The following is a 25327-nucleotide window of genomic DNA, read 5'->3' on the forward strand; positions in this document are numbered from 1 at the left end:
CTGCCCCGCAGGTCCCGCCTACTGCATCTGGCGCCGCACCAGTTCATGAAGCCGTCCGCCCGTGTCCGCGAGCAGCTCGGCGGGCGGCCCCTGCTGAACGATCCGGCCGTCCGACATGACGATCACACGATCGGCGTCCAGGACCGTGGAGAGCCGGTGCGCGATCACGACGCGGGTGGCCTTCAGGGACCGGGTGCTCTCGATCACCGTGCGCTGGGTCTCGTTGTCGAGCGCGCTGGTGGCCTCGTCGAAGAACAGGATGCGGGGCCGCCGGACGAGCGCCTGGGCGATCATCAGCCGCTGACGCTGGCCCCCGGAGATGGCGCCGCCACCGGAGATCATGGTGTGCAGACCCATCGGCATGCGTTTGATGTCCTCGGCCAGACCCGCCATCGCGGCCGCCTCCCACGCCTCCTCCTGGGTGAAGACCTCGGCGCCGCAGATGCAGTCCAGGATCGATCCGGACAGCGGCTGGGCGTTCTGCAGGACGACCCCGCACTGGCGGCGCACGGCTGCCTGGTCGAGTGCCGCCAGATCCTGGCCGTCGTACAGGACGCTGCCGGAAGCCGGCTTGTCGAAGCCGATGAGCAGCCTCAGCAGCGTCGACTTGCCGCAGCCGCTGGGACCCACGATCGCCACGAACTCGCCCGGCCGCACGGTCAGGGACAGGTCGTCGAGGACGGCGGGACCGTCATCGGTGTAGCGGAAGGACAGGCCCCGGGCCTCGATCTCCCCGGACAGTTCGCCGGGCTGCGTGCTGGCACCCCGTACCTCGGGCGCCTCGTCGAGCACCGGCTTGATCTGCTCGAACATCGGCAGCACTGCGGCAGCGGACACGAACGCCCCGGTGAGCTGGGTGACCGCGGTCAGCAGCATGGTCACCGAGGTGTTGAAGGTCAGGAACTCACTGGCGGACAACGAGCCCCGGGCAGGGCCCGCCAGCAGGATGAACATGACCAGCGAACACAGCGGCAGATAGACCGCGTTGAGCACCGTCGTCAGGTTCTTGATCCGGCCCGCCCGCTTCTGCAGCTCACGGCTGCGCGCGAACTCCGCCGCCCACGCCCCGTACGCGAAGCTCTCCGCCGAGGCGACACGCAGCTTGGGCAGCCCGCGCAGCGTCTGGAACGCCTGGTTGTTCAGCTTGTTGCCGAGCTCCACCAGCCGCCGCTGCCAGCGCAGTTCCCACATGCCCATGGTGAGGAACACACCCGCGATGACGACCAGCATCGCGATGGCGGTCATTGCCAGCGGGACGCTGAACCAGAACAGCAGACCGAGATTCATCACACCGAGGGTGCCTGCCTGCACGGCCACGGGCCCGATGCCGGACAGCACGCGACGGATCGCACTGACCCCCATCGCCGCGCTCGCCAGCTCGCCGGTCGAGCGCTCGGTGAAGAACTTCGTCGGCAGACGCAGCAAGCGGTCCCACACAGCGGGCTGGAGCGTGCTCTCGATGCGCCCCTCCATACGCAGGATGGTGAGGTTCTGCAGCAGCATGAAGGCGGCCGAGACGACACCGGTGATGATCACGGCCAGTGAGACCTGGACGATGAGGCTGTTCTCGGCATTGGGCACGTACACGCCGAGCACCTGGCCCGTCGCGAGCGGCACCAGCGAACCGAGCGCCACCGTCACGAGCCCGGTCAGCAGCAGTCTGCGCAGATCGGCCCGCGTGCCGAGCAGGCTGAAGCGCAGCAGCTGCCACTTGCCCAGCGGCCGCTCGGGCAACGGCCGGTAGAACATGACGGCCCGCTGCTCGAAGTCCTGTGCGGCGGTGCTGTCGACCCGGGAGCGCCGGCCGGTCAGCGGGTTCACCGCCTCGTACCTGCCGCGACGCCACAGCAGCGCGACCGGTGCCCCCGACGCGGCCCGGTGACCCACCAGAGGCCCGGAGTTCTCCCGCCACCAGCGACCGTCGAGCCGCACGGGGCGCGTCCTGATCCGGGAGGCGACCGCGACACGCTCGACCGGATCGATCCGGTCGCTCACCGCGCCACCCGCCGGAGCCTCCGACAGAACGATCCCCGACTCCCGCGCCACCAGCCGACAGGCCGCGTACACCGCGTCGTCGGTGGCGCCCGCGCTGCGCGAAGAGCTCCTGCCGGAACGGCCCATCGAGGTCAGCAGCGCCTCGTCGGCCTCCTTGCGGACGGCTTCGCCCGCCTTCATACCGGCCGCCGTACGGTCCTCGTGGGCGCGCTCCAGCTGCTCGATCCAGCGGTCGAGCGCGGCCAGCAACCGGTACTGCTGGTTGACCATCCCCTGCCACAACGCGCCGTCGACGAGCAGGTCACCGGCCGCCTCGGCGCTGAACGCGGCGCCGTACTGCACGCTGCCTGGCGACACCGGCAGCCAGAGGATGTTGTCGTCGCCCACGGTCTCGTCGAGAGCGGTCCTGCTGTCCAGCGGGGCCTCGAACAGGACACGCTGACTGCGGCCCACGCCGAGCGAGAAGGCGTGCTCCAGCAGACTCAGAGCGGCGTCGCCGGTGTCGTAGTGGCTGCGGTACTGCCCCTCGAACGCCCCCTGGGCCGCGTACTCGGGCCGGTAGAGCTCCCGCAGCGGTATCCGGCGCAGCACGCACTCCTGCAGAGGCCGGCCGACCAGCGTGTGCTGAGGTCCCTCGACGGGCCCCAGCACCAGTGTTCCCGGCTCGAGCCGGCCGAGGAAATGCCAGTGGCCCTGCTCCAGCGCATCGACCGCGAACAGGTCGAGGGCACCACCCACGACGAGCCACAGCACCTGGGGCCCTTCGAGCGAGAGGCTGCGCAGCCCGGTGCAGTCGATGGGAGCGCCGAGCCCTCCCAGCGCTCCGATGACCGGGTCCTGCCCGAGGGCCTCAGCGCCCGCAGGGTGGTGTACGGACGTCACGTCAGTGCTCCCTGACCAGTTCGGCGTACGGGCCCCCGGCAGCCACCAGGTCCTCGTGCCGGCCGCGTTCCACGACGGATCCGTGGTCCAGGACCACGATCTCGTCGCTGTCGCGGACCGTGCTCAGCCGGTGTGCGATCACGACGCAGGCACAACCGCGCCGCCGCAGATTGTCGATGATGACCTGCTCGGTCTCCGCGTCCAGAGCGCTGGTGACCTCGTCCAGCACCAGGATGCTGGGCCGTCGCACGAGAGCGCGCGCGATCTCCAGGCGCTGGCGCTGGCCGCCGGAGAAGTTGCGGCCGTCCTGCTCCACCCTGCTGTGGATACCCCTCGGACGACGGGAGACGACCTCGTACAGCGCGGCGTCCTGGAGCGCGGCGACGACGGCTTCGTCCGGGACCGAGGGGTCCCACAGCGCCACGTTGTCCCGCACCGTGCCCTCGAACAGGAAGACGTCCTGGTCGACGAAGGAGACCGACGCGGCCAGCGCACCCCTCGGGATGTCCTCGAGACGCTGCCCGTCGATCCGGATCGTGCCCTCCCACGGGCTGTAGAGCCCCGAAATAAGCCGGGAGACCGTCGACTTGCCGCTGCCGGAGCCGCCGACGAGTGCCACCTGCTGACCGGGTCCCACGGACAGCGAGAAGCCGGTGAGGAGCGGTTTGTCGAGCGGGCTGTAGCCGAAGGTGATGTCGTCCAGCGTCACATGGCCCTTGAGCCGGCGGGTACTCGCGGCGGGCTCGCGGCGGGAGTAGAGGGGGTCGACCGGGAAGTTCTCGACGTCCTTCAGACGGGCCACGTCGGCCGCGAAGTCCTGGACCCGGCCCGCCACCCCGTTGAGCCGGGTGACGGGTGCGGTGAAGCGGGTGACCAGGGCCTGGAAGGCGACGAGCAGACCGATCGAGATGTGCCCCTCGACCGCCCTCAGCCCGCCGATCCAGAGGATCAGCGCGCTGTTGAGCGTCGCGAGGGCGGGAGCGACGACGCCGAGCCACGCACTCGGCACTCCGAGACGCTGCTGCTCGTCGAGTGTCGTCGCGTGCTGGCCCGCCCAGCGCCGGAAGTAGCCGTTCTCCCCGCCGGTCGCCTTCATGGTCTCGATCAACTGGAGCCCGGTGTAGGAGGTGTTCGTCAGCCGGGCGCTGTCGGCCCGCAGCTTCTGGGTACCGGTGGCCCGCAGCCGTACGACGATGCGCATCGCGACCACGTTGAGCAGGGCGATCCCCACCCCGATGACGGTCAGCTGCGGATCGTACGTCCACAGCAGGAACGCGTAGAGCAGGACGACGATTCCGTCCACACCGGCCGCGGTGAGGTCCCGGGCGAGTGTCTCGGCCACGGCGTCGTTCGACTGCAGGCGCTGGACGAGGTCGGCGGGGCTGCGCTGGGCGAAGAAGGTCACCGGCAGCCGCAGCAGATGGCGGAAGAAGCGGGCGCTGCCGAGCGTGGAGGAGATGATGCGCCCGCGCAGCAGATTCGCCTGCTGCAGCCAGGTCAGCACGAGGGTGAGCGCGACCATCGTGCCCATCGCGCCGAACAGCACGCCCAGCAGCGAGGTCTGATTGCCGATCAGGAACATGTCGATGTACGTACGGCTCAGGGCGGGCAGCGTGGCGCCGACCGCCACCAGCAGCAGGCTGGCCAGCAGTGCCACCAGCATCGTGCCCGTGGTGCCGCGCAGCCGCGCGGGCAGGGCGGCCATGACGCCGGGCTTCCGGCCGCCGCGCCGGAAGTCGTCGCCCGGCTCCAGGACGAGCACCACTCCGGTGAAGCTTGTGTCGAAATCCTCGGACGGGACGAAACGGCGGCCCTTGTCGGGGTCGTTGATGTGCACGCCCCGCCGTCCGAGCCTGCGTCCCATGCCGTCGTACACGACGTAGTGGTTGAACTCCCAGAACAGAATGGCCGGCGCCTGGACCTCCGCCAGTGCTGCGGGCTCCATCTGCATGCCCTTGGCCGTCAGGCCGTAACTGCGGGCCGCCTTAAGCACGTTGCTGGCCCGCGAACCGTCGCGCGACACTCCGCAGGCGATGCGCAGCTCCTCCAGCGGAACATGCCGGCCGTAGTGGCCGAGGACCATGGCCAGCGAGGCCGCTCCGCACTCCAGCGCCTCCATCTGGAGCACGGTGGGGGTGCGCACGGTCCTGGTCCGTGCCGTCTTCGGCGCAGGGCGCGGCTGCGACCGCCGCCTGCCTCCGGAGGTGCTCTCGGGGCGGTGCCTGCCGCGACCGGGGGGTGGCAACTGCTGCGCTGCGGGGGAGGGGTGCGGTGCGGTCACGGGAGGAGCCAATCGATCGGACGCCGGTCGGCCAGATGGACGGAGCCGGTGGCCAGGGTCATGGAGTCGATCGCGTACGGGGGCCCTTGGGCCGAGGACCACCGGTAGCCGGACTCGGTGGCGGCGGAGCGGTCGAGCTTCACCAGGACTGCCACCGGCCTGCCTTGGCGTGAGAACTGCTCTCCCAGCTGTCCGTCACCGAGGAACCGGGTGATCTGCTGCTGGGTCCGCGGCCTGCCCACCGCGGTCACCCGGCCGCGGAGCACCCCGTACTGCTGGGAGGGCACGGACTGGACGGTGAGGTCGACGGAGGCGCCCACCGGGACGGCCGCCCCCTTGTTGCCCGGTACGTAGAGCATCACGACGAGCGGATCGTCCGTGCCGTCGACGCGTTCGACGCTCGCCACGTCCGCGCCGGTGGTGACCACGGCGCCGATCGTGGCCGTCACCGTGGTCAGCCGGCCGGCGTCGATGGTCCGGACGACCTGATTGCCCTGCTCCGTGCGGACCTTGAGCAACGGTGCGTCGGCAGGCAGGCTTTCGCCCTCTTCCGCGAGCACTTCGGTGATCTGTCCGGCGACGGGGCTCTGCAGGATGTAGCTGCCCTTGGCGTGCGTGAGGATCCCGGGGGCGCTGAGTGTGGTGGCGACGGTGCCGGTGACCGCCCAGAAGCAGGCAGCGGCCATCACCGCCACGGTGATGCTCAGGACGAGCAGTCCCTGCGGGCGTGCGAACCGCACCGGCAGGTCGAGCTGTTCGGGCGACTGCAGCTTGGAAAGGGCCTGTTTGCGGAACTGCACGGAACTCTTCCCTCACCTGTCGGCGGTCGGCACCGAGCCCCGGAACCGACGGGTTCCGGGGCTCGGTGGGTGCTGCCGTCTCTCAGAGACCGGCGGTGAGGCCGGTGGCCAGACCGGTGACCGCGCCGGTGTTCACGCCGGTGGTCGACTCGACCAGGCCGGTGACCGAGCCGACGATGCCGGTGACCGGGGCGATCGAGTCGGCGGTGGCGGTGACGTTGCCGAGAACGCCACCGATGAGGCCGCCGGACACGTTGTCCAGGTCGTTGTCGGAGATCTCGAGGGTCTCAACCTGGGGGGTGAGGTTCATGATGAGCGCTGCCCTTCGTCTGGAAATTCCTTAAACCGGGAACCCGTGGTGCGGCTCCCTTAGGGCCAGGATCAAAGCACGCCGACGGCTTGCGCAGCCAATCGAACAACGGCAGTCCGGTCGATATCGGCGCCCTCGAATCGCCTCGCGTGCAGACCCGTTCATTTTCTGACGGCAAATCCTTCACGAGCTTCACGGGACGAATTCCTCGTGGTCGTGACTCTCTTCGCTTCAAGTAGGGCACTCCCGTACCAAACGGCCCCGGACCTGGTACGTACCTGGCCCTGACCGGGTGTTCCGTGGCAGTCGGCGTGCTCGGTCTGCGCATGCGGTGTGCAGGTTTTTGCGGAGCCGGCGAAATTCATGTCTGCGTGAAAAAACGCGTGCGTATCCCCGCCCGCACGAGTCCCCGCCCGCACGGGATGGGACGCGAAGTCCGGGATTGGGTGAAGTCGAGGAATAGATGGAGCTGTTTCTCCCGCCGCGTGTTCATCCGTCACACGGTCTTCGAGAATGTGACGGAGCTGTGTCTCTTTCCTTTATTCTGCGGAGTCTGCGGGGAATCGGACGCGAGGCTCGGGTGGCAAGGGCCGGCCGGTGGCGCCGTGGGAGGCGTGTGGGGCGGCTCGCGCTGGGCTCCTGGCCGATTCATCCGATGAACCGTGCGCACCACCCTTCTCCCCGGCGGCGCGCGACGCTACCATCGTGTTGCTTTATGGGAGCGCTCCCATCTCTGTGCCCACCCCCAGCCGCCGTCTTCGGCGGCCCAGCTCGGAGAGGACGTTTCCGTGCGCTTGAGCGCCAGACCATTCGCCGCACTACTGGCGGCACTCACCTTGACCGCAGGGTTGGCCGTCACCGGATCCCCGGCGGCGGCACGCTCCGACGATGTGCCCCGCACGGCCGAAGCATCCGATGTGTCGATCGCCGCGGACACCTACACGTGGAAGAACGCGCGGATCGACGGCGGCGGTTTCGTGCCGGGCATCGTCTTCAACCGGTCCGAGAAGAACCTCGCCTACGCACGTACCGACATCGGCGGCGCCTACCGCTGGGACCAGTCGGGCAAACAGTGGACCCCGCTCCTCGACTGGGTGGACTGGGACCGATGGGGCTGGTCCGGCGTCGTGAGTCTCGCCTCCGACACGGCCGATCCCGACAACGTGTACGCCGCTGTCGGCACGTACACCAACAGCTGGGACCCGACGAACGGCGCCGTGTTGAGGTCCTCGGACCGCGGCGCGTCCTGGAAGGCGACCACGCTTCCCTTCAAGCTCGGCGGCAACATGCCGGGGCGCGGGATGGGTGAGCGCCTCGCGGTCGACCCGAACAAGAACTCCGTCCTCTACCTGGGTGCCCCCAGCGGCAACGGGCTGTGGAGGTCCACCGATTCAGGGGTCACCTGGTCGGAGGTGACGGCCTTTCCGAATCCCGGCAACTACGCCCAGGACCCGTCCGACACCAGCGGATACGCCAGCGACAACCAGGGCATCGTCTGGGTGACGTTCGACGAGCGCTCCGGCAGCGCGGGCAGCACCACCAAGGACATCTACGTGGGCGTCGCCGACAAGGCGAACACCGTCTACCGCTCGACGGACGGCGGCAGCACCTGGTCGCGGATCGCCGGACAGCCGACCGGGTATCTCGCGCACAAGGGCGTGCTCGACTCCTCGACGGGCCACCTGTATCTGACCCTGAGCGACACCGGCGGCCCGTACGACGGCGGTAAGGGGCGCATCTGGCGCTACGCCACCGGGACCGGCGAGTGGACCGACGTCAGCCCGGTCGCGGAGGCCGACACCTACTACGGGTTCAGCGGGCTGTCCGTGGACCGGCAGAAGCCCGGCACCCTGATGGCCACCGCCTACAGCTCCTGGTGGCCCGACACCCAGCTCTTCCGCTCCACGGACAGCGGCGCGACCTGGACGAAGGCCTGGGACTACACCAGTTACCCGAACCGTTCCAACCGCTACACCCTGGACGTCTCCACCGTCCCCTGGCTCAGCTGGGGCGCCAACCCGTCCCCGCCCGAGACCACGCCCAAGCTGGGCTGGATGACGGAGGCGCTGGAGATCGACCCGTTCGACTCGAACCGGATGATGTACGGCACGGGCGCGACGGTCTACGGCACCGAGAACCTCACCTCCTGGGACTCAGGAAGCCAGTTCAAGATCACGCCGATGGTCAAGGGACTGGAGGAGACGGCCGTCAACGACCTGGCGAGCCCGCCCTCCGGAGCGCCGCTGCTGAGTGCGCTCGGTGACATCGGAGGCTTCCGCCACACGAATCTCGACGCGGTGCCCAGCCTGATGTTCACCTCGCCGAACCTCGACTCGACCACGAGCCTGGACTTCGCGGAGGCCTCACCGGGCACGGTCGTGCGGGTCGGCAACGCCGACGCCGCGCCCCACATCGGCTTCTCCACCGACAACGGGGCCAACTGGTTCCAGGGCTCCGAGCCCTCCGGAGTCACCGGCGGCGGCACGGTTGCCGCAGCGGCGGACGCCAGTGGATTCGTCTGGAGCCCGGACGGCGCGGCCGTCCACCACACCACGGGCTACGGCAACTCCTGGACCGCGTCCACCGGCATTCCGGCCGGGGCGACGGTCGAGTCCGACCGGAAGAACCCGAAGAAGTTCTACGGCTTCAAGGCCGGAACCTTCTACGTGTCGACGGACGGCGGCGCCACCTTCACCGCCAAGGCGAACGGCCTGCCCGCCGAAGGCAACGTCCGCTTCAAGGCGTTGCCCGGTACCGAGGGCGACATCTGGCTCGCGGGCGGCACGTCCACGGGCGCGTACGGGCTGTGGCGTTCGACCGACTCCGGTGCGAGCTTCACCAAGTTCTCCGGTGTGGAACAGGCGGACAGCGTGGGCTTCGGCAAAGCGGCCCCGGGCGCTTCGTACCAGACCGTCTTCGTGAGCGCGAAGATCGGTGGGGTGCGCGGGATCTTCCGGTCCACGGACGCGGGTGCGAACTGGACCCGCATCAACGACGACGCACGCCAGTGGGGTTGGACCGGGGCCGCGATCACCGGTGACCCGCGGGTCTACGGACGGGTCTACGTGTCCACGAACGGCCGGGGCATCCAGGTGGGCGAGTCCTCGGACGCCGGCAGCACGGACCCCGACCCGGATCCGGACCCCGATCCGGAGGAGCCTCCGGCGGACGCCGACTGCTCGGTGGCCTACACGATCACCAATCAGTGGTCCGGTGGCTTCCAGGCCGATGTGACGGTCACCAACACCGGAAGCGCGGCGATCGACGGCTGGCAGCTGGCCTGGTCCTTCCCCGGCGGCCAGAAGGTCACCCAGATGTGGAACGGCACCCCCAAGCAGGACGGCGCGAAGGTGACCGTGGCCGACGTCGGCTGGAACGGCAAAGTGGCGGCCGGCTCCTCCGTGGGCTTCGGCTTCTCGGGCAGCTGGTCGGGCAGCAACGCCGAGCCGGCAGCCTTCACCCTGGGTGGTGAGGCCTGCACCGTCGTCTGACGCCCACGGCCTGAGTTCACGGGCCGGCGCGGGAGGGGACCAGCCCTCCCGCGCCGGCCCACCCGATGCGCGAAATGGACATAACACCCCCGGTGTGCTGCATTTGAGTGAAACGCACTTCCTCCCGGGAGGCACTGTGATCGACGTCGACGTGCTGGTCGTAGGGGCGGGTCCGGTCGGTCTCACGGCTGCGTCGGAGCTGCAGCGGCGGGGCATCGGGTGCAGGGTCGTCGACCGGCTCCGCGCCCGTCAGCCGTTCGCCAAGGCGGTGGGCGTCCAGCCCAGGACCCTGGAGATCTGGGACAGGATGGGCATGGTCCGCGAGGCACTGGAGACCGCGATTCCGTTGAAGGGGCAACTGCTTTACGTCAACGGCGAGGAACAGGCCCGGATCGACCTGACCCTGCCGGCGGACGTTCCCTACACCTTCGCCGCCCTCCCGCAGTACGAGACGGAACGGCTCCTCGAAGAACTCCTGGTCCGCCTGGGAGGACAGGTCGAGCGCGGTACGGAGCTCATCTCCTTCGAACAGGACGACAACGAGGTCAGGGCACGTCTCACGTCGGCCTCCGGCGGTACGGAGGAGCTCCGGGCCCGCTACCTGCTGGGCTGCGACGGCGCCCACAGCGTCGTACGCAAGGGCCTCGGGCTCACCTTCGAGGGTGCGGCCCTCCCCGAGGAGTACATGCTGGGCGATGTCGAGGTCGACTGGGACCTGCCCGTCGGGTACACGGTCCGGTCCTCGCACGTCGTCGACGGGCGCACCGACGATCTGCTGGTGTGTATTCCGCTGCCCGGCCGCCGCCGCTACCGGATGTCGATGCTGACTCCGCCCGAGCTCTCCCAGGCCCAGCAGACCGGGAAGGACGAGGTGGTACACGGTCTGAGCGGCGACCGTGGCCCGCAGCCCGGACAGGAGCACATCCAGGCGGTCCTCGACCGGCTCTCGCCCGTGCCCACGACCGCTTCGTCGCTGCGCTGGTCCTCCGTCTTCCGCATCAGCCACCGGCTGGTGGACCGCTACGGGCAGGGGCGGGTGTTCGTCGCCGGGGACGCCGCCCATATCCACCCGCCCACGGGAGCCCAGGGCATGAACACCGGCATCCAGGACGCCTACAACCTGGCGTGGAAGCTGGCCGCCGCCGTGCGCGGCCGGGCGGGCGAGGGCCTGCTGGCGAGCTATGACACGGAGCGCCGCCCGGTCGGCGAGGAAGTGGTGCGGCGGACGCTCCGTCATGCGCGGAGCGGAATGAAGTCCGATCCGGACGACCCGGCGACGATGATGCGCCGTGAGGCACAGCTCCTGGTCGGCTACCGGGGAAGCCCCGTGGTGGGTCCGGACGGCACCGCGCACGACGGCCCCGCCCCGGGCGACCGCGCTCCCGACTGCGGCGGCCTCGAGTACGGTCTGGCGTCCTTCCCCGTACGGCTGTTCACCCTGCTGCGCGGGCGCGACCACACCCTGCTGCTCTACGCGGACGACGAGGAGCAGCCGGCACGGTTCGACGAGGTGGCGGCTGCCGCCGAGCAGGCGGCGCCCGGCCTGCTGAACGCCTGCGCGGTACTCGCCCCGAAGGTACGGGCCCCCGGGCTGCGACTGCCCGCCGTGCACGACGGCCTCGACGAGTTCCGGTCGATGTACGGCGCTCGTGGCGGCGAGGCGATCCTCGTACGGCCGGACGGCTACCTGGGGCTTCGGATCACCCCCGCGACGGGTCCGGAGCTGCGTACCTACCTGGAGATGCTCGTCGGGACATGACGCGGGGCCCGGCAGTGACTGCTGCCGGGCCCCGCGCCGTCAGGTGAGTGGAGCTCCGCTCACCTCACCCCGTCTCAGGGAAAGGACACCACCTGCGACGGGATGGTCGAGGTGCCGGATGTGGGGGATCCGGTGCTGTTGATGACGTGTTCGTACTGGCCCTGGCCGCCCAGGGACACCACGAGCAGGTCGTGGAACTTCACACCGGGCTTCACCGGTGCCTGGAAACCGTGCTCCTGACGGATGGTCGGATCGACGTTGTAGTAGCAGTAGCTGCCCATGCCCCAGCCCTCATGGGTGGTCACCGAGTCGGCCACCTTGTAGGCGGCGTACCCCTTGATGCTGCCGTTCTGGATGGCGGCCTGGTTGGGGGCGTCGTACGCCTTCTCGTTCTGGAAGAAGATCGTCTTGCCGTTCTCGCCGTACCACTGCACGTCGTACTTGTTGAAGTGCTCGACGAACAGCCCGGTGGCCAGCACGTCGTCGCCGTTCACCCGCAGACCGTAGTCGGACCGGTTGGTCTCCCAGCCGACCCCGTCGCCGTGGTCGGCGCGCCAGAGCCAGGTGTGGTCGATGATCGTGTCGTCGCTGTTGACGACCATGCCGGTGGTCGCCTTGCCGGCGCCCGCTCCGCCGACGCGGACGAACACGTCCTGGAGCGACGTCGGGTTCGCCGAGTGGTCGGCGGAGGCGCCCTCGGGGCCCACCTGGACGAGCACCGAGGAGTTCTGCGTACCGGCGTCGACCAGAAGGCCGGCCAGCTTGACGCCGTCGACGTCACCGACCCTGATCGCGGTCACCCCGTTGTCCGGGATGATCGTGGCGAGGCCGAGGCCCAGCGCGACGGTGTTCGCGCGGTTGATCTCGATGGGCTCGTTGACGTGGTAGATGCCCGGGGTGAACAGCAGGTGCAGCCCCTGGCGGACGGCAGCGTTGATCGTCTGCGCGGTCGCGCCCGGCTTCACCACGTAGAACTGGCTCAGCGGGATGGACTCGCCCTGCGGGGTGCCGTTCCAGGAGACGCCGCGTGCGTTGGTCCGCTTGGCGGGGACGAAGACCTTGTAGTTGTTGCCGTCGAGGTACAGGAAGGGCTTCTCGCGGGAGACCGGGGTGTTGTTCAGGGTCGTGTACGGCGGCTCGGGGAAGCTCTGCGCGGGTGCGCCCTCGACTCCGGAGAACGTCATGTTCCAGACGCCGTTGCCCCAGCTGCCGATGGAGCTGTCGCGGGTGTACCACTGCTGCTGCGAGTAGGGGCCGACCTGGCCGTCGATCTTGCTGTCGGCGATGTAGCCGCCGCTGGCCCAGCCGTAGCCGTTCGGCGCGAGGTTGAGACCGCCCTTGACGTGCATGCGGCGGAAGGGGGCGGCCTGGGAGACGGCCCAGCGGTTGGTGCCGCTGACCGGGTTGAGGGCCAGGTTCTCGGCCGAACGCCAGAAGTTCTGGGTGGCGTTGCCGTTGAACCAGCCGGCGTCGACGGTCACATCACCGTTGAAGGTGGTGTCGTCGGGCTTGAGGCCGAGGCCGGCGATCGAGGTGTAGAAGCCGATCTGGGCGTTGATGTTGCTGTACGTGCCCGGCTTGAACATCAGCGCGTACCTGCCGGTCCCGAACTGGGCCGACTCCTGCTGCCGGAAGATCTCGTCGACCTTGCCCTGGATGTTCGGGGTCGAGGGGTCGAAGACCAGGACGTTGGGGCCGAGGTCACCGCCGCCGGGGATCTGCGGGTCGCCCCCGCCTGTCGTGCCGAACACCTGGAACTCCCAGAGGGAGTAGCCGTACCCGGTGGCCCGGGTGGTACCGGTCAGCCGGACGTAGCGGGCGGTACCGGAGACGTTGAGCGTCTCCGTTCCGCCGGGGCCCGTAGTGGTCGAGTAGGCGGTGCTCCAGTTGTTGTCGTCCGTGGAGAACTCGATGCGGTAGGCGGTGCCGTAGGCGGCCTCCCAGCGCAGCACGATCTGGCTCACCGAGGCGGAGGCGCCCAGGTCGACCTTGATCCACTGAGGATCGGCGAAGGCGCTCGCCCAGCGGGTGCCGTTGTCGCCGTCCACCGCGGAGCCGGCGGGAGTGCCGCCGTTCTCCTGGCTGGAGGCGGTGACGGTCTTGCCCTGCGACAGGAGCGCGGGTGCCGCGCTGGCCGGGGTCGAGGGAACGAGCGCCAGGAGCGAGAGGACGAGTCCGGCGACGACGGCCAGTACACCGCCGCGTCTTCTGCCCAGCGAGGCAACGGGTCTGTGGAACAGAGGGGGTGCGTACATACGGGTGTCTCCTGAGTCGTGGGGCGGGTACACGACGCGTACAGCCGGAGAGCGCTCTCTCCGGCTGCGGCAGATCCTTCACCCTTGTTACGAACGCGTCAAGAGATGTGCAACAACAGATGTCTCAGGGCCTGTTGGCGACAAGAACTGATGACGCCCCCGCAGTGATTGCCCCTTTGATTCGCCCTGCTCGGTGACGGAGCGTGAGATCTGAAGCCTCGTCTGTTCAGGAAGTGGCGGATCGGCTCATCGATCCCGGTAGGTCCGCACGTAGTCGAAGTCGGCGAGCGCGCCCGAGCGGTTGAGTGAGATGAGGCCGATCTTCAGCTCGCCCCGTACGGGGAGGGTCCAGACGCTGCCGGCCGACCAATGGACGCCGTCGCGGCTGGTGAAGGCGCGGACCTCGTGTTCCTGGTTCACGGCGTCGTGGTGGTACGTCATCCGGAGCCACAGGGTGTCGGCCGTGGGCCCCCCGAACATCGGGGCATTGGCGACGGCGGTCGGCGGGGTGGTGGTGGGGCGTTCGCCCTCCTTGCCGAACTCGCTGACATGGAGCAGGGCTCCGTTGCCGTTGGTGAGCGGCAGCACGGAGTGGACGAGCTTGAACCAGCGGTCGTCGTTCTCGTACAGCACGAGCCCCGCCTGCTGCGCCGTGCGGTCCGGTGCGAACCGCATCCTCGTCTCGACGGTGTAGTCGCCCTGCGGTGCGTCCCGCAGGAGGACGGAGGCCCGGTTGTCGCCCAGGTAGAGCTCGGCGTCCTGCGTCGGCCAGGAGAGCGAACCGCCCCCCACGGTGACCCCGGCGGCCGGGCCCCGCACCCATTGCCAGGGGGAACCGGGGGACGTTCCCGGGACCGCGGGGGTGTCGAACTCGTCGCTGTACGCGGTGAGCAGCTTCCCGGTCCGGGGCGGATCCACCCGGGAGGTCACCGGCCGGTACAGGGCCGCCGCGCCCACGTTGTCCGCCGCGGCCCCCGAACCGCGGGCCGCGGCTCCGACAGCGCCCGGGCGGACAGCCGCGGCGGGCACCTCACGCCTCTGCACGGCCACCGGGTCCCGGAGCCGGTCGCCGGTCACCTCCACCGTCATCCGGGTACCGCGCAGCTCCACGGACACGTTGTGCCAGGTGCCCCAGGAGAAGCCGGACGGCAGCGCGGTGGCCTGCTCGCCGCGACTCCTGCCGTCCACCCGTACATCGGTGACCAGGGACCCACGTGCGCTGTCGAGCCAGGCCACGATGCGGTTGCCGGGGTCCCGATGGGCCACGGTCACGCCCGCCGCACCACCCGCCGCCGTCACTCTGAGGTCGGCCTCGGCCCGCAGTGCCGCGGGTGCGCGACCGCCGGAGACGAGGTATGCGGCCTCCGTCCCGGAGCCGGCCGGGGCGTGCACGGCATGGCCGCGGGCGTCCGGATCCGTCGCGGCGGACCAGCCGGCGGTCCCGCTGCCCTCGGCGCGCCAGCCGGAGAGACCCCCCTCGTTGAAGGTTCCGCCCGCGGCCCATGCGGTGACCGGAGCGGCCGTCGGACCGTCCGACGGCCCCGCACCCGCCCGGACGACGGGCCATCCGTCGATCCAGTCGAGCCGGTCGATGAGCATCGGACGCCGTGTCAGCTTCAGCGTGCCGTTCGACGCCGGTGCGAGGTCGGGGGCCTCGGAGGGGATGCCGTGGTAGACCAGCCAGTCCTGTCCGGACAGATCGGTCTGGATCGCGTTGTGGCCCGGACCGATCCAACGGTTGCCGTTCGCACCGGCGACCACACCGGCCTTGCTGGTGAGGGCCATCAGATCGGTGCCCTCGTCGTCCACGAACGGACCGGTGGGACTCGTCGAGCGGCCCGCCTTCACCTGATAGCCGCTGTAGGCGCCGTCGCAGCAGCCCGCGTCGGAGTAGAACAGGTAGTAGAAGTCGTCGCGCCGCACGACGAAGGCGCCCTCCACACGGCGACCACGGGCGATCTGCGTGACCTCACCCTCGGTCCGGGTCCGGTCGCCGTTCATCCTCGCGACGCAGATCGTGTCGTAACTGCCCCAGTACAGATAGGGCGTGCCGTCCGTGTCGGTGAACTGCGCCTGGTCGATGTTGCCGGCCGGGCAGCCGCTCGGCGCGGGCAGCACAGCGCCCCGGTCCGTCCAGGGGCCCGTGGGGCCGGCCGACGTGGCGAGACCCACGGTGTTGCGCCCGGGCACGGAGTAGTAGAGGTAGTACAGCCCGAACGCGTAGTGGACATCGGGCGCCCAGAGCCGCGAACCGTTGTGCCAGGCAGGCTTGTTCGCGGGAGTGAAGACCTCTCCGGCGTACTCCCAGGTCACCATGTCGGCCGAGCGCAGGATCGGCAGCATGCGCTCCCCGTCCTCGCCCTCGCTCTGCAGCACCGGATTCTGTGTGCCGTACGCGTACCAGAGGCCGTCCTTGCCCCGGATCATCGCGGGATCGGGAAAGGTGTCCACGGCCCCGGCGGAGACCGGGTTCGTATACGTCGTCGCCGCGGACGGACGGTTCTGCGCACCGTGGGACGGCGCCGTCGCGAGGGTGAACAGCCAGAGCAGGGCGGCGACCGCGGCCGCCCACGGGGGAACGGAACGGGAGCGGACGGTTCTTCGCACGCGTCTCATGTGGTCTCCGTGAGTGTGGTCTCCGTGAGGCTCCCGCCCGGATCCGCGGGCGCGGTCCAGGTCGTGCCGCCGGTCTCGAAGGCGCTGAGGCTGGGGTCGTGGTCCGAGGCACCGATGTCGTACATCGACGTCATCCAGTGGTAGAAGTTGTCGCCGCGCTCACGCAGCAGCTCGTACAGCCGTCGCATCAACCGGCGTCGCACCGCCGCGCATTCGGGATGCATGTACCGGTTGCTGAGCTCGTGCGGATCCGCTTCGAGGTCGTACAGCTCGTTGACCGACTCCGGATTGACGACGAGCTTGTAGCGGTCGTCGCGGATCATCCGCTGCGGATACGGGAAGTGGTGGCCGTGGAACTCGGCGACGAGCTCCCCCGGCCAGTCGGGGTGCTCGCCGCGGACCAGGGGAACCAGGCTGCGGCTGTCCACCGCGGGCGAGGTGTCGCAGCCCGCCAGTTCCAGCAGGGTCGCCGTGCAGTCGGTGAGACCGACCAGCTCGTCCCTCACCTGCGGGGGCGCACCGGGGATCCGCACGATGCCGGGGATGCGGTAGATGTCCTCGTACATGGCCGGCCCCTTGTCGTGCAGCCGGTGCGCGCCGGTGAACTCCCCGTGGTCCGCGGTGAAGAACACCGAGGTGTCGTCCTCCAGCCCCAGTTCGTCCAGGCGGGTCAGTATGCGCCCGATCTGCTCGTCGATCATGGTGACGTAGCCCCAGTAGACCGCGATGAGCTTGCGGGTGGTCTCGATCGGGATGGTGTCGAAGGCCCAGTGGGCGCTGTAGTTGCGCTGCACCGGAGGCTTTCCCTCGAAGGTCTCGGCCATCGAGGGCGGCAGTTCGACGAGAGCCGGATCGTAGAGGTCGTAGTAGGCGTCGGGCAGCAGGTAGGGCAGGTGCGGTCCGAAGAAGTGGGTCGCGAGGAAGAAGGGGCGGCCGCCGGCCGCGTACCGCTCCAGGTGCTCGATGGCGCGGGTGGCGAGGTAGTACTCGAACGTCGCTTCCACCGGCTGGTGCAGCCGGGCGGCGAGCAGATTTCCCGGATTGCCTCCCGGAGCCGTTCCCCGTACCGGTTCGGAGATCCGGTACGGCGGCAGCCCGCGCTCCTCCAGGTACGCCAGGTAGTCCGGATGGTCGACGGGGTTGTGCCAGCCGGGCAGGTCGGGGCCCTCGAAGCCGTACGAGGAGGCGTTGCGGTGGGTGCCGCCGTGCCACTTCCCGATCAGCCCGAGCCGGTAGTCGCGTGCGCGCAGCGCGTCGGGGAAGGTGAAGGCGTCCTCGCGCAGGTCCTCGAGATAGCCGACGTTTCGCTCGTAGTTGGCGAGCAGCCGGTGGCGGAACGGCGCCTGCCCGGTGAGCAGGCTCGCCCGGGCGGGGGTGCAGATCGCCGTGGGCGTGTAGAAGCGGTCGAAGCGCGTCCCGGTGGCCGCCAGCCGGTCCAGGTTCGGTGTGGCGACATGCGGGTTCCCGTAGCAGCCGAGGGTGTCCACCCGGTGCTGGTCCGTCATGAGGAACAGCAGGTTCACTTGCCGTACGCCTTCGTGTAGAGGTCGCCGTCGTAGTACGTCTCCGGCGACGGCGCCTTCTCGAGCTGCCCGGTACCGACGAAGAAGGTTCCGAGCCCGTCCAGCCAGGAGCCCACCGTGCCGTTCTCGGTCGCGGCGACCAGCTCGGCCGTGGACATGGTCTTCACGTTCCGGGCATCGGCCGCCACCGCCTTGCGGTCGATCTTCAGCAGGGAGGCCGCGACGTCGATGGACTCGTCCGGGTGCGCGGCACGCCAGTCGTTGGCCTTCTGGAGGACCTTGACGACCTTGGTGGTGAGCCCCTTCCCGGTCCCGTTGGCGCCGACGAACGCCGTCGGGAACGCCTTGTCCGTGAAGTCCTCGGTGCTCGCGACCTCCTGGAGGCCGGGCTTCCGCTTCTTGATGGTGTCGATCAGGGGATACCAGAGCCCGGCCCCGTCGATCTGTCCGGACACGAACGCGGAGACGACGGTGGACGGATCCATCGGGACCTTCTCGATGTCCTTCGCCGTCATTCCGGCCTTCTGCAGGGCGAGGTTGAGCGCCATCTCCCCGGACGTCCCCTCGGGCACGCCGACCTTCTTGCCCTTGAGGTCCGCGATGGACGTGATGCCGGGCTGGGCGATGACGCGGTCGGCATGGGCGAGCGTGTTGATCGCGACGACCTTCGCCTTGCCGGACGCGGGGAGCCACATCGCGCCGGGGCCGATGTAACCGAAGTCCAGGTCGCCCGCGCCGAGCGCCTGGATCTGCAGGGGGCCGTTCGTGAAGATCTTGTACTCGGGCGACAGGCCCTGCTCCTTCCACAGCCCCTGCTTGTCGGCGATGGCCAGCAGACTCGCGCCGTTGTAGTCGCTGATGTAGCCGAAGCGGACCTTCTGCCCGCTGTCGGCCGAGGAGTCACCGGAGCATCCGGTCACGGAGAGTGCCAGGACGGACACGGCGGTGGCCGCCGTCAGGGCGCGCTGAGGTATACGCATGACGAAGTGATCCTTAGGGAGGTAAGAGGTGGGCGGGGGATCGGAGCGATCAGGCGACCGGCGCTACCGGAGCCTGGTGGTAGACCGCCTGCCAGACCGTGTTGCGGATGCGGGCGAATTCGGGGGAGAGCCGGATGGCCTCGGTACGCGGATAGGGCAGGTCGACGTCGATCACCGAGTGGATACGGCCCGGCCGTGCCGCCATCACCACGACGCGCCGGGCGAGGTAGACGGCCTCGTCCACGTCGTGCGTGACGAACAGGACTGTGCGCCGCTCCCGGCTCCAGGTGTCCAGGAGCCGGTCCTGAAGCTGAACCCGTGTCAGGGCGTCCAGCGCTCCGAACGGCTCGTCCATCAGCAGCACCTGCGGATCCACCGCGTAGGCACGGGCGATGGCGCAGCGCTGCTTCATCCCGCCGGACAGCGTCTTGGGCAGTGCCTCCGCGAAGTCGGACAGCCCCACCAGTTCGATGGCACGCTCGGCCCTGCGCCTTCGTTCCGCCCGGGGTACGGATGCCAGCTTCAGCCCGAACTCGACGTTGCCGCGCACCGTCAGCCAGGGGAAGAGCGCGTACTGCTGGAAGATGACGCCCCTGTCCGGTCCGGGACCGGTGACCGGCCGGCCGTCGACGAGGACCTCGCCCCCGGTCGGCGTGGTGAGTCCGGCGGCCAGATTGAGCAGGGTGCTCTTGCCGCACCCGGATGGGCCGACGACGGTGACGAACTCCTCGTCGCCGATGTCCAGCGACACCTGGTCCAGGGCCGTGAACAGCGAGTTCTTCATCGGGAAGGTCCGGGACACCTGCCGGAAGGAGATTTTGGCGTCGTTCATCGGGTCTCCTGCCAGCGGGTGAGACGACGTTCGGCGAGCAGCAGCAGACGGTCCATCAGCAGCCCGAGGACTCCGATGGTGATCAGCCCGACGAAGATGGTGGGGAGGTCGTAGTAGAGCTGGGCCTGCTGCATCCGGAAGCCCAGACCCTCCTGCGCGGCGATCAGCTCCGCGGCGACGAGCGTCCCCCAGGCCGATCCCAGCCCGATGCGCATCCCGACGAGGATGAACGGGGCTGACGCCGGCACGACCACCTTGACGAAGACGGTCCCGTCCCGCGCGCCGAGCACCCGCGCCGCGTCGATGAGCGTGCGGTCCACGCCGACGACCCCCTGGAAGGCGGCCACCACGCTCGACAGGAAAGCCGCCAGGAAGATCACGAACACCTTGGGCACCTCGCCGATGCCCAGCAGCACGATCGCCAGTGGAATCAGCGCCAGGGGCGGCACCGTACGGAAGAACTGGACGTACGGCTCCAGCAGGCCGCGCGCCACCGGGTACCACCCCATCAGAAAGCCGACGGGCACGGCCAGCAGGGTGCCCAGCGCGAAGCCCGTCAGCACCCGGCGCAGACTCGCGAGGGCGTCCACCGGCAACGTGCCGTCGGCGATCAGCTCGCCGGCCCGGTCCGCGACCGCGACCGGGCCCGGGAGCGCCTGCACACCCGCACGGGCCAGCAGGGCCCAGGCGCCCACACCGACGGCCAGTGCGATCAGATTGAGCCCGAGCGCAGGCAGGAAGGAGCGCTTGTCGCGGAGGGTACGGGCCCGCCGGGCACGGGCTGCCTGCCCGGGCACGGCTTCCTCGATCGGTATCTCCGTGGAACTCATAGGACGTCCTCGGGGTCTTCGGTGCCCGGATAGCGGGCGAGCAGCGGCGATTCATGAAGGGCGAGAGCCACGCCGCCGAGTGCACCGCCCGCCTCGTCGAGCGCGGCTCGCCGCAGCGTCACACCGTCCCGGGCGAACGGCAGTACATGGCTGTCGAGGGCTTGCCCGACCGGTCCCAGCAGGGCATCTCCCGCGCGGGCGAGTTCGCCGCCCAGCACGATGACTCCGGGCCCGACGGCGTTGACGACCGCGGCGAGTACCGCACCTGTCCGGGCCCCGGCCGCGGCGAGCACCTCGTGCGCGGCAGGCTCTCCGCTGTCGCTCGCGGCCAGCAGGGCGGTGACGTCCTCGGCGGTTCCGCCCAGGCTTCGGTAGGCGTCGAGGACGGCGCCCACCGAAGCGACCGTCTCCAGGCAGCCGGTGCCGCCGCACTCGCACGGCACGCCCGCGGGATCGGCGGTTATGTGCCCGAGCTCGCCCGCGAGGCCGTCCACGCCCCGGTGCAGCGAACCGTTCACGACGAGGCCGCCGCCCACCCCGTGCGACAGCCGCAGGTAGAGCACGTCCCGGTAGCCCGCCGCCGCTCCCCAAGCGCACTCGGCGAGCGCGGCGAGACGGGTGTTGTTGTCCAGCAGCACGGGCGCGCCGAACCGCTTGCCCAGCAGCTCTGTGAGAGCCGCCAGGGGACCGTCCGGCACCTGCCCCTCCCGGGTCAGCCGGACCGGCCCCACGACACCGACGCCGACCGCCCCCGTCGAGCCGAGAGCCGTCAGCCGCGGCGTCGATCCGGAGATCGACTCCACGAGCTGCTCGGCCAGTTCGACCCTTCGCTCCCAGGAGAGCCCGGGCCCATGGGCCGCACTCGCCGAACCGATCACCTCATGGGCCACATTGGCCGCCGCCACATGGACGGCGCGGCGCGCGAAGTCGATTCCGATGGCCTGCCCGGCCGCGGGGTTGAGCGTGAGGTGCTCGACGGGACGGCCGCGCCGGCGAGGGCCGGGGTTCGCCGCGGACGGCACGACGGCTCCGCTCGCGACCAGCGTCCCGACGATGTCGTACAGCGTGGTGCGGGACAGTCCCGCGCGGCGTCCGAGCTCGGCTCGGCTCTGCGGTCCGTGCCTGCGCAGCAGGCCGAGTACGAGTTCCTCGTGCCCGCGTCTGAGCCGTGACAGCGGGCCACCTTGAGAGTGCATGGCCATCAGCATGGTGAGGCCGCGATTTTTTCGTCAACTTCCCGGAAAAATGTTCATGATGCTGCAACGCGGGTCGGTTCGGACGTCCCGCACGCGGCGGAAGCCGATCCTCGGTCCTCAGGAACGGCCCGCCGGCCGGTGGCACCGGGCGATCGGTACGACCACCGCCGCGACGTCCGCGGGCCGTCTCAACTCTCACTGGCAAAGCAGGGAGTGAACCGTCCGGGACCGGAACACCGGCGCACCGCCGCCGCCCAAACATCGCCTCGGCGTGGCGTGCCGTCCAACGGGTGACATCTGGCCGACTGTCACACGAAGAGCCCATGGAGTCCCTCGAATGCGGCCCTCCCCAGTGGTGGGACACGGCAATTCAGCTGACGGTGGATCACGTCGCACCTGCGATCCGATGAGCCGACAACCAGCCGGCCGTCGCGGGGGTGGTGAAAGGACTGTGTATTCATGCGCTCTGCCCGCACCCTGTTCGCATCGGCCGCCGTCACGGCGGTCCTCGCGGTCTCTGCCCCAGCCGCTTACGCCGTGACCTCGGCGGACGACTGGGACAAGGACAGCGGCTCCTCATCGAGCAGCAGCAGCAACGACGACCGCGAGAAGCCCGACTCCTGGAAGCACGAGAAGCCGGAGGGCGGCGTGCACACCGGTGGCGGTGCGCTGGCCGGTATCACGGCGGACGACTGGCAGAAGGACAAGGAGGAGGAGTCCACGGGCAGCAACGCGGACCGTGAGAAGCCGGAGTCGTGGAAGCACGAGAAGCCGGAGGGCGGCGTGCACACCGGTGGCGGTGCGCTGGCCGGTATCACGGCGGACGACTGGCAGAAGGACAAGGAGGAGGAGTCCACGGGCAGCAACGCGGACCGTGAGAAGCCGGAGTCGTGGAAGCACGAGAAGCCGGAGGGCGGCGTGCACACCGGTGGCGGTGCGCTGGCCGGTATCACGGCCGACGACTGGCAGAAGGACAAGGAAGAGGGCTCCGAGTCCGGCAGCACCACGGGCAGCGAGAAGTCCGAGACCTGGAAGCACGAGAAGCCGGAGGGCGGCGTCCACACCGGCGGTGGAGCGATGGCTCTGTCCGGCGGCGGCCTGGCAGCGGGCTCCGTGCTGATGCTCGGCGGTATCGGAGCGGCCGCATACCGGCTGCGCCGCCGCAACGCCTCGGGTGTCGCGGCAGCCTGACAGGCGCCCGCTCGGCCGAAGGTATTCCTGTCGTGGCCGCCGCCCTTCCCGGGCGGTGGCCGCGCCGATTTTCCCCTGCGTTTCCCGGTCCGTTCCGCCCCGCCCTCCTCGTACACGAAAGGCAGCATGCGCATGGCCGCCCAGCAGCCGTCCGACACAGAGTCCGCTTCTCCTGCCCTCGGCCGTTCCCTGCTGTGGCCCGCCGTGGCGGTGGGTCTGGGCTTCCTCCTCGTCTACAACTCCTTCGACGCCTCGGCAGGAGTGCCGCCGCCCGTCGCCGCCGTGGCTCCGACGCGGGCGCCCGCGTCCTCTCCCGCTGCGGCCTCGCCCGCGCCCGTTCCGTCGCCCTCCCCGTCCGTCGAGTCCTACGGGCTGTCCCGGTCCGAGCCCGAGCGGATCAGGATCAAGAAGATCGCCGTCGACGCCCCCTTCACACCGCTGGCCATCGGTCCGTCGGGGCGGCTGGACGCGCCGCCCGTGAACGACAGGAATCTGGCCGGCTGGTTCAAGGACGGAGCCACCCCCGGTGAGCGCGGCACCTCGGTCGTCGCCGGTCATGTCGACACCATGACGGGCCCCGCCGTGTTCCTGCTGCTCGGGACGCTCAAGCCCGGCAACAAGGTGAGCATCACCCGCGAGGACGGCATCGTCACCGTGTTCAAGGTGGATTCGGTCGAGACGTTCAGCAAGGCGAACTTCCCCGACGAGCGGGTGTACGCCGACAACGGCACCGCCCAGCTCCGCTTGATCACCTGTGGCGGCGAGTACGACAAGAAGGCGAAGGACTACAAGGACAACGTGGTGGTGTTCGCCCACCTGGCAGGCGTCAGGCCCGCGTGACGACAGCCCGGGGCTTGCCTCTGACGTACAGGTGAGGGTTTAGCGTCTGCGTGCCTCCGGCCGACCGGCCGGAGGCACGCAGACGAGGAGCCTCGCATGACCGTTCGAACGTCCCTGCCCCGTACCTCCCGGGAAGTGCGGCTTGCCGCCGTGCCCGAAGGACTGCCGCGCCCGGAGCACTTCCACGTCGTGGAGACACCGCTGCCGCAGCCCGGGGAGGGCGAGGTGCTGGTGCGCAACGACTGCTTCCAGGTCTTTCCCGCCCTGCGTACCGTCATCGGCGGGGGAGTGGAAGGCGCACCCTTCCCGGGTGTGGGCCCCGGGGACACGCTGTTCGGCGCGGCCGTCGGAGAGGTCGTGGCGAACCCGGGCCCCGGCGGACCGGCCGTGGGCGAACGGGTCTCGCACTATCTCGGCTGGCGGGAGTACGCCGTGGTCCCCGCCGCAGGATGCACGCCGCTCGGTGACGTCCTGCCCGACCCGGTGGCGCACCTCTCCCAGGGTTCCCTGGCGTACGCGGCACTCACCCGGGTCGCGGAACTGCGGGCCGGTGAGACGGTGTTCGTGTCCGGCGGAGCCGGAGCGGTCGGATCCATGGCGGGACAGACCGCCCGGCTGCTCGGGGCCGGCCGCGTGATCGGCAGCACGGGTTCACCGGAGAAGGCCGCCGTGATGCGGGAGAGCCTGGGGTACGACGCGGTCGTGCTGAGGGGACCGGAGGGCTCCCTGTCCGCGCGGCTGGCCGAAGCGGCGCCCCAGGGCATCGATGTGTTCGTCGACATGGTCGGTGGGGAGCAGTTGCGGGCGGCCGTCGGGGCGGCGCGCCCGGGCGCCCGGTTCGTACTGGTCGGGGCGCTGTCGGGCCAGCTGTCCGAGCAGGGGAGCGGCACCACGGCCCCGGTCGAGATCGACTCGTTCCAGCTCGTCGTCAAGCGCATCTCGATGACCGGCATCAGCGGGCTGGACCACCCGGAGGCGCACGGGGAGTGGAACCGGAGGTTCGGGCAGTGGCTGCGTTCCGGAGAGATCACCTTCCCGCATGTGCGGATCGCGGGCATGGACAACGCCGCGCGGGCGTTGCACGAGATGATCGGCGGTCACCATCTCGGCACCGTCGTCGTCACGTTGTGAGAACGCTGCGGGAGACCTGGGGGTGGCGGATGCGGATCGGTGATGCTGCGGCGGCAGCGGGGACCACACGCAGAGCGTTGCGGTTCTACGAGGAGCGGGGACTGCTGCCACCGCCCAGACGCAGCACCACGGGCCAGCGCGAGTACGGGACGCGTGATGTCGCCAGGGTCCGCGTCATCCGTGAGCTGCTGTCGCTGGGGCTGACGGTCGAGGATGTGCGGCACTGCTCGGACCGCCTGGACCTGCTGGTCGACGGACCGCCCCGGTCCTGCGCCGGGTTCGGGGAAGGGGGAGTGGAGAGCGAGGGAGTGGCGGCGAGACGACTTGCCGTACTCGACGCGGAGATCGCCCGGCTGAGCCGGCTGCGGGAGCAGCTCGCGGCGCGGGTCACGGGGCGCGCGACCGTGACCTGACG

Annotated in this window: 17 protein-coding genes; 6 read left to right on the forward strand and 11 right to left on the reverse strand. The window is 69.9% G+C overall.

The annotated features are described in order from the left end of the window. Positions 1 to 18 precede the first annotated feature (18 nt). From OG257_RS33630 to OG257_RS33645, 4 genes are all read right to left on the reverse strand, one after another. Positions 19 to 2877 (reverse strand): NHLP bacteriocin export ABC transporter permease/ATPase subunit, encoded by a 2859-nt coding sequence (locus tag OG257_RS33630; protein ID WP_329213607.1) that lies wholly within the window; start codon positions 2875 to 2877, stop codon positions 19 to 21. A 1-nt stretch (position 2878) separates the two neighbouring features. Further along, positions 2879 to 5158, reverse strand: a complete 2280-nt coding sequence (locus tag OG257_RS33635; protein ID WP_329213609.1) for an NHLP family bacteriocin export ABC transporter peptidase/permease/ATPase subunit — start codon at positions 5156 to 5158, stop codon at positions 2879 to 2881. Further along, on the reverse strand, positions 5155 to 5958 hold the full coding sequence (locus OG257_RS33640; RefSeq protein WP_329213611.1) for a hypothetical protein: 804 nt from the start codon (positions 5956 to 5958) through the stop codon (positions 5155 to 5157). Before OG257_RS33640 ends, OG257_RS33635 begins: the two co-directional genes overlap by 4 nt. Before the next feature lie 82 nt (positions 5959 to 6040). Then, the gene (locus OG257_RS33645; RefSeq protein ID WP_329213613.1) at positions 6041 to 6268 is read right to left on the reverse strand and encodes a type A2 lantipeptide; all 228 of its coding nucleotides are present in this window, start codon (positions 6266 to 6268) and stop codon (positions 6041 to 6043) included. 788 nt (positions 6269 to 7056) lie between these two features. On the opposite strand from OG257_RS33645, the gene OG257_RS33650 reads away from it, so the two are divergent. After that, on the forward strand, positions 7057 to 9759 hold the full coding sequence (locus tag OG257_RS33650) for a cellulose binding domain-containing protein (RefSeq protein ID WP_443054518.1): 2703 nt from the start codon (positions 7057 to 7059) through the stop codon (positions 9757 to 9759). Positions 9760 to 9895: 136 nt separating this feature from the next. Then, a complete protein-coding gene (locus tag OG257_RS33655; RefSeq protein WP_329213615.1) occupies positions 9896 to 11518 on the forward strand; it encodes an FAD-dependent monooxygenase in 1623 nt (540 codons plus the stop codon). 74 nt (positions 11519 to 11592) lie between these two features. Here OG257_RS33655 and OG257_RS33660 read toward each other — a convergent pair whose 3' ends face one another. The 7 genes from OG257_RS33660 to OG257_RS33690 all read right to left on the reverse strand — a co-directional run bounded on the left by OG257_RS33660 (position 11593) and on the right by OG257_RS33690 (position 21756). Then, the gene (locus OG257_RS33660) at positions 11593 to 13773 is read right to left on the reverse strand and encodes a discoidin domain-containing protein (protein WP_329213617.1); all 2181 of its coding nucleotides are present in this window, start codon (positions 13771 to 13773) and stop codon (positions 11593 to 11595) included. Between the two features lie 246 nt (positions 13774 to 14019). Then, positions 14020 to 16389 (reverse strand): family 43 glycosylhydrolase, encoded by a 2370-nt coding sequence (locus OG257_RS33665; RefSeq protein WP_329213619.1) that lies wholly within the window; start codon positions 16387 to 16389, stop codon positions 14020 to 14022. Next, on the reverse strand, positions 16386 to 17912 hold the full coding sequence (locus OG257_RS33670) for a sulfatase-like hydrolase/transferase (protein WP_329213621.1): 1527 nt from the start codon (positions 17910 to 17912) through the stop codon (positions 16386 to 16388). Before OG257_RS33670 ends, OG257_RS33665 begins: the two co-directional genes overlap by 4 nt. Further along, entirely contained in the window at positions 17909 to 18892 is a 984-nt protein-coding gene (locus tag OG257_RS33675) for an aliphatic sulfonate ABC transporter substrate-binding protein (RefSeq protein ID WP_329213623.1), read from the reverse strand. The genes OG257_RS33670 and OG257_RS33675 overlap by 4 nt, the downstream gene beginning before the upstream one ends. A gap of 49 nt (positions 18893 to 18941) precedes the next feature. Further along, complete coding sequence (locus tag OG257_RS33680) at positions 18942 to 19724, reverse strand: ABC transporter ATP-binding protein (RefSeq protein WP_329213625.1); 783 nt, start codon at positions 19722 to 19724, stop codon at positions 18942 to 18944. Continuing rightward, positions 19721 to 20554 (reverse strand): ABC transporter permease, encoded by an 834-nt coding sequence (locus tag OG257_RS33685; RefSeq protein ID WP_329213627.1) that lies wholly within the window; start codon positions 20552 to 20554, stop codon positions 19721 to 19723. Before OG257_RS33685 ends, OG257_RS33680 begins: the two co-directional genes overlap by 4 nt. Next, on the reverse strand, positions 20551 to 21756 hold the full coding sequence (locus OG257_RS33690) for an ROK family protein (protein WP_443054519.1): 1206 nt from the start codon (positions 21754 to 21756) through the stop codon (positions 20551 to 20553). The genes OG257_RS33685 and OG257_RS33690 overlap by 4 nt, the downstream gene beginning before the upstream one ends. A gap of 453 nt (positions 21757 to 22209) precedes the next feature. Between OG257_RS33690 and OG257_RS33695 the strand changes: the two genes are divergently transcribed. From OG257_RS33695 to OG257_RS33710, 4 genes are all read left to right on the forward strand, one after another. Further along, positions 22210 to 22941 carry a hypothetical protein gene (locus OG257_RS33695; RefSeq protein ID WP_329213631.1) on the forward strand — a complete coding sequence of 244 codons (732 nt, stop codon included), beginning with the start codon at positions 22210 to 22212 and terminating at the stop codon, positions 22939 to 22941. 132 nt (positions 22942 to 23073) lie between these two features. Continuing rightward, a complete protein-coding gene (locus OG257_RS33700; RefSeq protein ID WP_329213633.1) occupies positions 23074 to 23781 on the forward strand; it encodes a class F sortase in 708 nt (235 codons plus the stop codon). Between the two features lie 96 nt (positions 23782 to 23877). Then, positions 23878 to 24912, forward strand: a complete 1035-nt coding sequence (locus OG257_RS33705) for an MDR family NADP-dependent oxidoreductase (RefSeq protein WP_329213635.1) — start codon at positions 23878 to 23880, stop codon at positions 24910 to 24912. 29 nt (positions 24913 to 24941) lie between these two features. Further along, positions 24942 to 25325 carry a MerR family transcriptional regulator gene (locus tag OG257_RS33710; protein WP_329215487.1) on the forward strand — a complete coding sequence of 128 codons (384 nt, stop codon included), beginning with the start codon at positions 24942 to 24944 and terminating at the stop codon, positions 25323 to 25325. Positions 25326 to 25327 lie beyond the last annotated feature (2 nt).

It is taken from the genome of Streptomyces sp. NBC_00683 (assembly GCF_036226745.1).
GTDB lineage: Bacteria > Actinomycetota > Actinomycetes > Streptomycetales > Streptomycetaceae > Streptomyces.

Coding starts and splice junctions, on each gene's coding strand:
- OG257_RS33645 (WP_329213613.1), bottom strand. CDS start 6,268: ATGAACCTCACCCCCCAGGTTGAGACCCTCGAGATCTCCGACAACGAC.
- OG257_RS33660 (WP_329213617.1), bottom strand. CDS start 13,773: ATGTACGCACCCCCTCTGTTCCACAGACCCGTTGCCTCGCTGGGCAGA.
- OG257_RS33665 (WP_329213619.1), bottom strand. CDS start 16,389: ATGAGACGCGTGCGAAGAACCGTCCGCTCCCGTTCCGTTCCCCCGTGG.
- OG257_RS33675 (WP_329213623.1), bottom strand. CDS start 18,892: ATGCGTATACCTCAGCGCGCCCTGACGGCGGCCACCGCCGTGTCCGTC.
- OG257_RS33680 (WP_329213625.1), bottom strand. CDS start 19,724: ATGAACGACGCCAAAATCTCCTTCCGGCAGGTGTCCCGGACCTTCCCG.
- OG257_RS33685 (WP_329213627.1), bottom strand. CDS start 20,554: ATGAGTTCCACGGAGATACCGATCGAGGAAGCCGTGCCCGGGCAGGCA.
- OG257_RS33690 (WP_443054519.1), bottom strand. CDS start 21,756: ATGGCCATGCACTCTCAAGGTGGCCCGCTGTCACGGCTCAGACGCGGG.
- OG257_RS33695 (WP_329213631.1), top strand. CDS start 22,210: ATGCGCTCTGCCCGCACCCTGTTCGCATCGGCCGCCGTCACGGCGGTC.
- OG257_RS33700 (WP_329213633.1), top strand. CDS start 23,074: ATGGCCGCCCAGCAGCCGTCCGACACAGAGTCCGCTTCTCCTGCCCTC.
- OG257_RS33705 (WP_329213635.1), top strand. CDS start 23,878: ATGACCGTTCGAACGTCCCTGCCCCGTACCTCCCGGGAAGTGCGGCTT.
- OG257_RS33710 (WP_329215487.1), top strand. CDS start 24,942: ATGCGGATCGGTGATGCTGCGGCGGCAGCGGGGACCACACGCAGAGCG.